This is a genomic window from Bacillus sp. 2205SS5-2 (assembly GCF_037024155.1).
Taxonomy (GTDB): Bacteria; Bacillota; Bacilli; order Bacillales; family Bacillaceae_K; genus Bacillus_CI.
The window spans coordinates 46,870-57,365 of the sequence record NZ_JAYKTS010000028.1 but is presented as its reverse complement, the minus strand read 5'-3'; the positions used below and the strand labels follow the sequence as shown (position 1 = coordinate 57,365).

The window sequence follows — 10,496 nt, the reverse complement described above, 5'->3', positions numbered from 1 at the left end:
GAACCTTCCATGGAGGCTCACCGCCCGCCCCGCGGAAAGCTATAACCTAGTTTGAAATTGAAAGTTCAACGATATTGTAAGTCAGGAAGAGAATCTTATATCAACTGAAACAGTGAGTCTTTCTGAGCTAACGGCATACTCATTTATATTTATTGAATCTTTTTTCTATCGATGCTCTGTTTCTTTTTCCTGCTACATCCTCAACGAGATTAAACATTCTGCTTTTATTATTTAAAACACCTTTAACTGCGGCTTTTACCGCCTTAGTGCCACCTACTCTCTGCTCACCTGTTGGTTTGCTTGAAGGTGTTTCTTTAATGACAAGTGCATTAGTTTGAGCCATTAAGGCATCCATATCTGAGAATAGAATTTCTAATTCTTGATCATCAGAAATTTCATTGCTGTCATTTCCTTCGGATACTTGAAATTCTTCTCCCTCAACTACCACTTCATCTGTTACATCTTCAGCAGCAAAACCAAAAGTTGGAGCGATCGTTGAGACGACTAAAACAACGGCTAAAAGTGACAATAGACATTTTTTCATTTTCTTCCTCCTAGACTAATATTTTCATATACTTTACAAATATAACCATAAATACTTAGTTTGTAAATAATTAACATTTTATATTTGCTATCCTATCAAAAACGATGGTTTTTGGTAGGATAATCTTTGCCATTATAATAAATGGTAAATCATTAATTAACCGTTATTAAAACTATTATCAAAAACAAATTAACAATAACTACCCTTTATGATAGTTATTTTAATAATGGAGGGATGAAATGAATCATTATACTTATGGATATGCAAGGGTAAGTACTACACAACAAGATTTAGTTAGGCAGCTAGATTTGTTGAGTAACTATAATTGCATTGAGGTTTTAACAGAAAAAATATCTGGCATAAAAAAAGACCGACCAGAACTTATTCGATTAAAGGATAAAGTTAGTCCTGGAGATACGATCGTTGTAGATAGTTTTTCAAGATTGGGTCGAAGCACAAAAGATTTGATCGAGTTAGTAGAATACTTTGAAAGCAAAATTGTCAAATTGATTAGTGTAAAAGAGAATTTTGATACGAATACACCGCAAGGTAAGCTCATGCTTACTGTCTTTCAGGCATTCAGCCAATTCGAAAGAGATTTAATTGCTCAACGAACAAAAGAGGGGTTAGAGAGTGCGAGAGCCAGGGGAAGAAATGGTGGCCGTCCCAAAGTGAAAGAAAAACAGATAAATAAAGCTCTAAATCTATATCACTCTAGAGAATATAGTATTAGCGATATTGTGGAAATGACCGGAATAAGTCAAGCAACATTGTATCGTTACATACGTGCAGCACAAGAAAGCAAAAGTAAACAAACTCAGATTCAACTAGGAAGCACTGCAAAAATAAGAATGTGGCTACGAATAGAAAATAACAGTAAATTTGTACGTGGAAAAGTGAAAGCAATAGAAAGTATAGAGCAGTTTCTAAAAGCTAATTACAAAATGGAGATCATAGCTAACGAGTATATCATCTATGTCCCTTTTAAAACTATCAATGTCTTAGAAAAGACAGTGTATGACATTCTCAGTGAATTGGATAATGAAGCTGATATGAGGAATTGTTTTATTGAAGCAGACGTTTTTTTCGATGAATTAGGACTCTCATGGTAAGTTGAAGGTTAATTAAATGAAATTACTTTTTTTGGAATTAATCCTACGGACTAGAGCAGCTACCCTGTCACTAGGCCTATGAGGAGATTCACTTAATATTTGAGCAGTAAACACCCCAGAAGAAGGATCATGAAAATTATAATTATCGAATGCATCATATGCTTCAACAGCTGCCACAGATAAAGTCTTCTGGCTTAAGTGGTTTTCTTTAATAACTTCTACAAAAGCTGATTTATCAATTTTAATAGATTCATTCTCCACTGAAATAACTTCTTTCTGAGTACCAGAGGGAGTACCAGAGGGACTGTCCCCCTGGTACTCCAATCGGAATGGAAGAAGTCGGTACAGAAGTAGATGGAAAAGTAATTAGGATGAAAGGTTATTTATAGGTTTCTTATGATGCACGGGTGCGTTAGTTTAAGAAGACAATAATGCTGAACAGGTCTTCCAAATAATTGGAAGACCTGTTTTCTCTATAAATATCAACATTAAACTTTAACAGAGCCTTTTATAAAAAAGTAATCAGAAGAATCACGAGGAGTGGACCAAATAGAATCAGATACCCGATAGGTCGTGCAAAATTCAACGTCCATCCAACGCCAAAACGTTTCTCTACAAAGATGGAAGGATCATTTCGGTTGTAGTAGATGAGTCCGCCTTTCCAATATTGATCCTCATCCACATTCGTTATCTCTCCATTTTCATCCTCAATGATCTCCATATCAAAGTCTGAATCTACTTTTCCTACCTTTACAGCTAAAATAATTGCTCCAATGAAAAGCAAGACAGAGAATGTAAGAGGCATGAGAAGAATCAATAAGTCGCTAACCACATTCTCATAAAGGGTTGTGAATTGCAGGAACGAAAACAGCATAGTTAGAAGAATAGAAACAACGAATAAAAACCAGCTCGTGTATTTGCGTAATCGCAATTGACGAATACGAGAAGCTTTTACATTTCCAGCACTAAGATTAATTCCTGATTTTCTTGTCATCTCTATGACTCCAATAAACATTCCTTGCAACACTAAAAGAATCAACGGCAGGGTCAGTATGGAAAGATAGCTTTTCGTTGTATAGGCATCAGGCTTTCCATCAGGTCCCCAGTGAGTTGGGATCTGGTTAGGGAACTGGTTATAGTTCACAAGGGTAAAAATGATTAAGCTAATGGAAATAAGCAAGGGAATCGTAAAAAACATCCACGGAAGCATTTCATCCTTTGAACGTATGTTTAATTCAGAAATGTTCACCTGTTTGCGATTTTTAAACCATTCTTGCTGTTGTTTGAGTTTGGTCACTTTTGCATGGAAGTAAAAATAAAGCGATAAGGATACAAAAAGAATGACAAATGGAAGGTACAATCCAGCCAAAAATAGATGGTTTTCTTGAGGTGTACCTACGGACCAAATAAAGAACAGAAGCAGTGCAGCTAGTGAGAAGAAAAACGTAAGAAGGGCATACCTTTTTTTATATCCCAATAGTTGCTTGTTTTTTACCTGTTCTATGGGGACCGTGACACCAAACACCACCGTTCGTTTCACGATAAAGGGAACCGCGATTTGTATCATCATCAAAAATCCGATTGTGATCACTAAAAGTGCTAATTCCATAGATTATTCCCCCTTGACCTTTTTAATGATGGAACTGACTAAATCCTGAATCTGCTTCTCATCCAATCCGTAAGCGAGGGATTCTGCGAGAAGTGGTCTTAAGTTCTGTGAAAGCTGTTCAATTCTTTCCCCAGTAACACCTTCTTCATACGATGAGGAAATGATGGCTCCTGATTTAGGAACAATCTTGATAACGCCTTTGTTTTCCAATTCATGATAGCTCTTATTTACCGTGTGCATGTTCACACCGAGATCCCCCGCAAGAGCCCGAACGGAAGGAAGAGTATCTCCAGGCTTCAATTCTCCACGAACAATTCCTTCCATAATGCCATTCTGAACTTGAGCATAAATGGGTACATCAGATTGAGGTTCAATTTGGATAAACAAAGCTTCACCTCCTGGTTGTTATATGTTTAGTATAACAAAATTGTTCTATTTTGTATATAACAAAACAAGCTACTAAATGGAGACGATTCTCTTGCTTCAGAAGCGTGAGAACCCCCCAAGACCAGTGGAAAAGTAATCATGTTAGAAAAATCAGCTTATTTAGCCTGACATTAATGTCTCCCTTTGAAAGTGGGACCAAAGGACAGGTTCAATGACCTTTTTTGCTTTTAAATGGTACGAGGTACTGTCACTCTTTCCCACAAAAGAGATGATTCTCTTGCTTTGGAAGCAGATGAACCGTCCATATTTATTCTAGTTTTTCACTCATAGTTACAAGCTCAAATCATCTTTCTTGTAGGCTGTTTTCGCAAAGATTGTGGCTTTTCGAATAAGAAGGAATCCCTTGACTTGTATGACTTCGTGCTCTTTTCCTAATGAAAAATTCTTCATTTCTAGATAAAAAGGAAGTAATCAATCGAATAAAAACAACTGCCTGTTTTTTCTTTGTATCAAGAACAACAAAGTATACGAAAAGAGCCTTCTTGTAAGATAGGAATGGCTTGATCTACTGCTTCGGGTGTATGAATTTCTCCAACATGCAATAACACTATATCTCCATTACTTGCCTATTTAAAGTTCGAAAAACGATAAACTCTACTCCAGGTTGTTTCCAATACAACGTATCTATGGTCCATTGTAGACTGTAAGGAAATCCCGTGGTCCCTACTGAATTTAATGCTTCTGCATCAAATGTTAAGGCTAATTGCTTACGTTCTAAGCTTCCGTGATAAATAAGTTTAAGTACCAGGGGGACAGTTCCTCTGGCTCCTATTAATATGCGGAGATAGGATACAGGTAGTTTGTCGCTGACAACTCATAGAAAAAGCCACTACTCAAGATTACTGAGTTGTGGCTCTATTAATTTTCGGACATTTTGACTTCTTAGTTCTTTGTAAACAATCGCAAATGGAATGATCGACCAAATTACCATTAAAAAGTAAGGGAGCGATCTTCTCTAAACCAAAACCATCCTCTTTGTGAATACGATAGCGGATATAAAAAGAGTAAGTGCACATACAGAAGATTCATTATGGAATACGATATCCTTGATGAGAAATCTAGATCAAAACAGGAAAGTTACTGACAAGAAGGGTGAACAGTGTGACGAGATTTAGTGGGACAAGGGACATCGCCTCTTTGCCCACCTCATAAAACTAACCTTTAATATTTTTTCTAACAAATAAAAAGCGATTACATACCGGAAGAAGCGTCCCTATGGTTACCGGAAGAAGCGTCCCTATGGTTACTAAGGGTTTATATAATTCTTAAATAAAGAATATACACTTTTTTTAATAGAGCCGTTTGTAACATCATTGTCTTGCTGGTGCATTTTCTGTTGGTTTAGATAGGTTTGAAGGTCCAACTCGGAATACGTGGGCACCCGCTGTAGAATCCCTTTATTTTGATGAAAACATTCTATATACTCTTTAATCACATTATCGATAGGAGAAGAAGCCTCTTTTGAACTGGTTGATTTATTATCGAATTCGTTTTTAATTATAGTAGAGGAAGATTGGTTTGTTTTAGTTAACGGAACCAAAGTTTGTGCACCATTTTTGGAACTATTTATCTTTTTTTTTTGTTGATGAACTGTTTCTTCGTTCCTAATTTGAGGATGACTACTTCGCCCCTGTTGGTTCATTGAATTGGAACCCATTGGTTTCGGTTGTCTTTTACCCTGGTTAAATGTAGGAACAGAAGTTGAGGATAGACCAAGAGTACCATTTATGGTCGAAGGTTTCTGTTGCGTACTTGTTTCATTTACTACATTAGAGGAAGAAGAAAGTAAGTTTTGAAGTTGCCGAAAACTTGATGGTTGCGAATTATTTTTTGTTTTTTGATTAATTTCAGGTGGGTTTTCCGATAATTTTTTTTTCAGGTGAGAGATTTCTTCTTTCAAGCTCTCAGTTTCTAAACTATGTTCTGCTACTTGCTTGTTCATTTGTTGATCAATAAGAGTTTTCATGTTCTCATTTAATTTTTCCCACTCAACCCCATTTACTTCTTTAACAAACTGGAGAATTTTCTGTTGGGACCCTTTCATTGTCGTTTTCCATTCGACAATTTCGGATACGACACTTTCTAACTGCTGCTGTTGAACCAAATAAAGTTCTTGCAGATTTCCCTTCAATTGTTTCATTTCCTCTACTAACTCGTTCACTTGTGAAGTATAGATTTCATTCTGTTTTTTTGTCGATAGGTAATCCTCTAAAACATGACCTGATCGAATGGATTCTAATTGTTTTTTGTACCATTCGAGCTTGCTTTTCGCAGATTCCATCTCGTCTTTCATCTAATTTTGCTCCTTTCTAATCACCGAATCCTTTCTTTATTATAATATTATGTTTGTTTCATCTCGTTACAAAAGAAATATAAGTCGATTTATTCCCTGACACATAATCGGGAAATTTATATAAAGTAGAAAGATCTTAAAATATCTAGAGAAAAACAAAAAATAGGTTTACCCAATTTCATATTCGGTGGTCAATTGTCTATACATTCTATATATGGATACATAGTTTAATAAAGAACAATAAAACTTTAGGGAGGTGTTAGAATTTATGACAAAAAATAAATCACCAAATAATCAAGAATTACTGTGTATTGAGGCAGAGAAGGTATACGATTGGATTATAGAGGAATCGATTTTTAAAACTTCAATAAATAATGTGAACTTTGATTTTGGTACTGGCGTTTCTTGTGACCAAATAGCATCAGTAACCTGTACGATAACCGCTTTAGAGATTACTGAAGTTCCGGATTCAAGAGAAGACGTACAGTTAATTATTGACGGGGAACCGATTACCTTACAAAAAATTTTATTGAAAAAAGTGATTACGTATAGCCCAACCTTGACTTTGGAAAATGGTAATACTGTTACCAATGCAGGTTTTCAGTTCGTAGCCTTTGAAGAAGTGGTGCTCTGCGCGCCAGAAGGAACAACAATTAATGCTTCAGAAACCGAATTGAATTGTATAGTTACTGGATACTCTTTTTGTCAAGTTATAGATGGTGGAACAGAATTATCATTAAATTTCTCAGTAAAGTTTCTTATCTGTCAAAGTATTACTGCAACTTTTCCTGTAATTCTTGAATTAAAAGCAGGTTTCTGTACTCCAAGGGAGCCACTAGCAATTGATTGCCCAACCCCATTTGTACCGGCACAATGTCCAAGTCTTTTCCCCGTTGATCGGCACACAAGTTCTCACTGACCATCATAAGATGAAGTACCAGGTGACGGAACATCTGGTGCTTTTTCTGATGGAAGTGAACTGAATAGTTAGATAGTCCTTGCTAACTCACTGATTATCATACCCCTCAATTTGATTTTGTCGTTTCTTCATAAAACTTCAGTACTGCTTGATGTTCACTTTGTCACTCTGTTCTACACCTCTCGTCTTTAAAAGATATGGATTTCGAGAAGTTTCAAGGTATCGTTGAGATGGATGAGTGGTACTCCATATACTTCGAACATGGAAAGCGTAAATTGGAGGGGCTAACGCTATGGAAACGAAGTAGCTCTTCCAAAAAGAGAGGCATCAGCAATAAATAAGTCTGCGTTTTTTGTGGGAACAAGTCAGCAAAAAAGGACTTAAAATACAGTGCCTACCACTTCCAGCTTAGGATTACGCGATATCTTACTGTTCATGTCCACTTTAAAACGTCCAAGATTCGCGTTTAAAATCCGTTCCTTTCAGCACTTAAAGGGATTGTCTTACTGAAGTGGTTGTATCAGAATATTTCCAAACGAGAATTAAAAATTATTATCATTTCAATATAAGTCTTTTTCACTAGTAATCTTCCCTGTGAATTAGTTATATAGAATGATAGACTTTTTGAAATACCAACCTATTCTAAGGGGGTTCTGTCTAATGTAAAAAAATCTATAGGATTTAGAGGAGTAAAACAAAAAAATTCCTAATTTCACCCAATTTTATAATCTATGTACAATTGCCTATACACTCTGTTATTGAAAGCATAGATTAATAGAGAATAAAATAAATTTATGGAGGTGTTTGCATCTATGCAAACAAATAAGGGATCAAGTGATAAAGAATTGCTGTGTTTTGAGGCAGAGAAGGTATACGATTGGCTTTTAGAGGAGTCGATTTTTAAAACGTCAATCAGCGATGTGTCCTTTTCTTTTGGTATTAACGTTGCTTGTGACGATATTGCATCCGTAACCTGTATGGTAACGGATGTAGAGATTACTGAAGTTCCGGATTCAAGAGAAGACGTTGACTTAATTATTGACGGAGAACCGATAACCTTACAAAAAGTGTTGTTGAAAAAAGTGATTACGTATAGCCCAACGATGACTTTAGATAGTGGTGAAACTTCTACCCTTACAGGTTTTCAGTTCGTAGGCTTTGAAGAAGTGATCCTCTGCGCTCCAGAAGGAACAACGATTAAAGCTACAGAAACCGATGTGGATTGTATTATTACTGGGTACTCATTCTGTGTAGATGGTGGAAACAACTTAATCTTAGACTTCTCAGTAAAATTTCGTATCTGTCAAAGTATTACCGCAACTTTTCCGGTAATTCTTGAATTAGAAGCTGCTTTCTGTACTCCAAGAGAGCCACTCCCAATTGATTGTCCAACACCATTTGTACCGGCGCAATGTCCAAGCCTATTCCCAGTTAATCGGCACTGAAGTTTATAAGTACCAGGGGAAGTACCAGGGAGGTGGTGGGACAGAGGGACAGGTTCCTCTTCCCACCAAATATTTATAATTAATTCCGAAACTGGTCAAGGTACCAGCGTTGTGGAATTAGTAAAAGCATTGGAAGAAGCAAATGGGATTATAGTTCCTTAGAAAATAGTGGATCGCGAAACAGGGGATATTTCATTTTGTTAGGCTGTTTTCGCAATGATTGTGGCTTTTGGTATTAATTTAAATGATTATTCCACTAACTCAGAATCGGTAAACGTTACTCATTTGCTGGTGACTTAGCTTAAAAAAACTATCCAAAAAACAGTGGTTTTAGTCTGATTTTTAATTTAAAATTCTGTAATTGAAAAAGTCATTCTGAGTAAAAGGGATACTCATTTCTATTTATAATTTTTGATGTAACTCAACATTGAAATGGAGGATTTACTCAAAAATCAGATGAAATAGCTACAAAGTATACGAAAAGAGCCTTTTGCTAGGATGGTGCTTTTAAAGCTGAACGAGAACTAGGCTGGACAGTTAAGAATGATATTGTCGCTATGTATCGAGATGCTTGGTGTTTTGAAAAGAATAAATAGAACTAGCTGAAGCAAAATAAATTGTAATAACCTGTTGAGTCAGATTAATTGGCTTGACGGGTTTATTTGTATGTTCATTTCCAGCAGAAAGGAGGACCATGTGTCGACGAGTCTGATTTACACTTTTTGCTTGTTTCCTTTTTACACTTCTGATGAAAAAATGCTATTCCGATTTTTCATACCATGACTTTCCTCGTTCTCTCCACCATATGGGACAGGAACTTTGTCCCAGACATGATAAGGATCAATGAATTTCTCTAAATACACCATTTTTGATCAAATTATTCATGGCACCTTGATTCTTAAATTTAAACCTGAATTATTCATAGAATTTTTAATAATAGCTACAAACGCATATCTAACAGGCTTTCTTTTAGATCATACATGCATGAAATAAATGAAAAAAGAATCCGTTTCTGATAGGGTATAAGTACGACCAAATAACCAACAGAAAGGATTCTTTTCATGGCTACTTTACCCCAAATATCGCTTAATTTCAACCCTCGGATTAAACTCTCTGATCAAGGAGGTTCTCTTTCCTCGGACACTGGTGAACTTCTTATAAGAGAATTTGATGAAAAAATAGGCTTCTCCAAAACAGTGGCTCACCATCTAAAACTAAAGGACAACAGAAGATACTATGTCCATTCGAATGAACAGTTGCTTCGTCAAAAGATGTATCAATTGATCGCAGGATATTTTCAAGATGACGCTGCGGATCACTTGACGACCGATCCTGTTTTTACACAAATCATTGGTACAGATGCTTTGGCTTCTCAACCTAGCTTGTCTCGTTTTTTCAGGCGTTTTGATGCCAAATCCACCGAACAATTAAATCAAGAGAACCAAGAGCTTCTTGACAAAATTCATCGATTCCGAGAGTCCAAATCACTCCTAATTGATTTGGATTCTACTCATTCCGATACCTATGGAAATCAAGAGTCTTCAGCTTACAATGCTCACTATGGGACGATTGGTTTCCATCCATTAGTCGCTTTTGATGGGGGTACTGGCGATTTTTTGAAAGCCAAGCTAAGACCAGGTAATGTTTATACTTCTAATGGAGTTGTGGAATTTATCCAACCTCTTATTGAACATTACAACGAAAAGTTCCCAGAGACGACACCATTTCTTCGTGGGGATAGTGGATTTGCGGTTCCAGCCCTGTATGAGTTGTGCGAAAAAGAATCCGTTTTCTACGTAATTCGACTCAAATCTAATGCAAACCTACAAAAAATAGCCAATGAACTCCACCCATCTACAAGCCCTTCTAATGCAATGGAGACGGAATGTTTTTATGAAGAAACGATGTATCAGGCAGCATCTTGGACAAAACCTAGAAAAGTAATCATAAAATCCGTTCGTCCTAAAGGTGAACTGTTTTTTAATCATTCCTTCATTGTGACCAATCTAGTAGCTGCCTTCTCACCCAAGGATATCCGATAAAAAACATCCAAACGTAATCTAAACTCAGCTTAATGCATCTTTTGCCTAAGAAAAAGCGTGTTGAGTATGTCCCGACCTTGGCGTT

8 protein-coding genes and 2 pseudogenes are annotated in these 10,496 nt (G+C 36.4%); 5 read left to right on the top strand and 5 right to left on the bottom strand.

Annotated elements, in window-relative coordinates; translation table 11 throughout:
* Window positions 1–139: 139 nt before the first annotated feature.
* Entirely contained in the window at window positions 140–544 is a 405-nt protein-coding gene (locus U8D43_RS16580) for a hypothetical protein (RefSeq protein ID WP_335872301.1), read from the bottom strand.
* Between the two features lie 239 nt (window positions 545–783).
* Here U8D43_RS16580 and U8D43_RS16575 point away from each other — a divergent pair, with 239 nt between their 5' ends.
* Window positions 784–1,656 (top strand): recombinase family protein, encoded by an 873-nt coding sequence (locus U8D43_RS16575; RefSeq protein WP_335872300.1) that lies wholly within the window; start codon window positions 784–786, stop codon window positions 1,654–1,656.
* Window positions 1,657–1,668: 12 nt separating this feature from the next.
* On the opposite strand, the gene U8D43_RS16570 is transcribed toward U8D43_RS16575, so the two are convergent.
* The 4 genes from U8D43_RS16570 to U8D43_RS16555 form a co-directional block, all read right to left on the bottom strand.
* Entirely contained in the window at window positions 1,669–1,917 is a 249-nt protein-coding gene (locus U8D43_RS16570; RefSeq protein ID WP_335872299.1) for a hypothetical protein, read from the bottom strand.
* 247 nt (window positions 1,918–2,164) lie between these two features.
* Window positions 2,165–3,265: a DUF1648 domain-containing protein gene (locus U8D43_RS16565; RefSeq protein ID WP_335872298.1), complete on the bottom strand. Its 1,101-nt coding sequence runs from the start codon at window positions 3,263–3,265 to the stop codon at window positions 2,165–2,167.
* Window positions 3,266–3,268: 3 nt separating this feature from the next.
* Window positions 3,269–3,652 (bottom strand): GntR family transcriptional regulator, encoded by a 384-nt coding sequence (locus U8D43_RS16560; RefSeq protein ID WP_335872297.1) that lies wholly within the window; start codon window positions 3,650–3,652, stop codon window positions 3,269–3,271.
* A 1,306-nt stretch (window positions 3,653–4,958) separates the two neighbouring features.
* The gene (locus U8D43_RS16555) at window positions 4,959–6,005 is read right to left on the bottom strand and encodes a hypothetical protein (RefSeq protein WP_335872296.1); all 1,047 of its coding nucleotides are present in this window, start codon (window positions 6,003–6,005) and stop codon (window positions 4,959–4,961) included.
* A 268-nt stretch (window positions 6,006–6,273) separates the two neighbouring features.
* Here U8D43_RS16555 and U8D43_RS16550 point away from each other — a divergent pair, with 268 nt between their 5' ends.
* From U8D43_RS16550 to U8D43_RS16535, 4 genes and pseudogenes are all read left to right on the top strand, one after another.
* Window positions 6,274–6,924 carry a BMQ_0737 family morphogenetic spore coat protein gene (locus U8D43_RS16550; RefSeq protein WP_335872295.1) on the top strand — a complete coding sequence of 217 codons (651 nt, stop codon included), beginning with the start codon at window positions 6,274–6,276 and terminating at the stop codon, window positions 6,922–6,924.
* 126 nt (window positions 6,925–7,050) lie between these two features.
* Window positions 7,051–7,256, top strand: a pseudogene (locus U8D43_RS16545) (IS1595 family transposase); the annotation flags it as partial.
* A gap of 480 nt (window positions 7,257–7,736) precedes the next feature.
* Window positions 7,737–8,369, top strand: coding sequence for a BMQ_0737 family morphogenetic spore coat protein (locus U8D43_RS16540; protein WP_335872294.1), 633 nt, complete (start codon window positions 7,737–7,739; stop codon window positions 8,367–8,369).
* A 1,061-nt stretch (window positions 8,370–9,430) separates the two neighbouring features.
* Window positions 9,431–10,406: pseudogene (locus U8D43_RS16535) on the top strand (IS1380 family transposase); the annotation flags it as partial.
* Window positions 10,407–10,496 lie beyond the last annotated feature (90 nt).

Bases quoted from the DNA above. Each gene is read 5' to 3' on its own strand.
- U8D43_RS16580 (WP_335872301.1), bottom strand. From the start codon at position 544: ATGAAAAAATGTCTATTGTCACTTTTAGCCGTTGTTTTAGTCGTCTCA.
- U8D43_RS16575 (WP_335872300.1), top strand. From the start codon at position 784: ATGAATCATTATACTTATGGATATGCAAGGGTAAGTACTACACAACAA.
- U8D43_RS16565 (WP_335872298.1), bottom strand. From the start codon at position 3,265: ATGGAATTAGCACTTTTAGTGATCACAATCGGATTTTTGATGATGATA.
- U8D43_RS16555 (WP_335872296.1), bottom strand. From the start codon at position 6,005: ATGAAAGACGAGATGGAATCTGCGAAAAGCAAGCTCGAATGGTACAAA.
- U8D43_RS16550 (WP_335872295.1), top strand. From the start codon at position 6,274: ATGACAAAAAATAAATCACCAAATAATCAAGAATTACTGTGTATTGAG.
- U8D43_RS16540 (WP_335872294.1), top strand. From the start codon at position 7,737: ATGCAAACAAATAAGGGATCAAGTGATAAAGAATTGCTGTGTTTTGAG.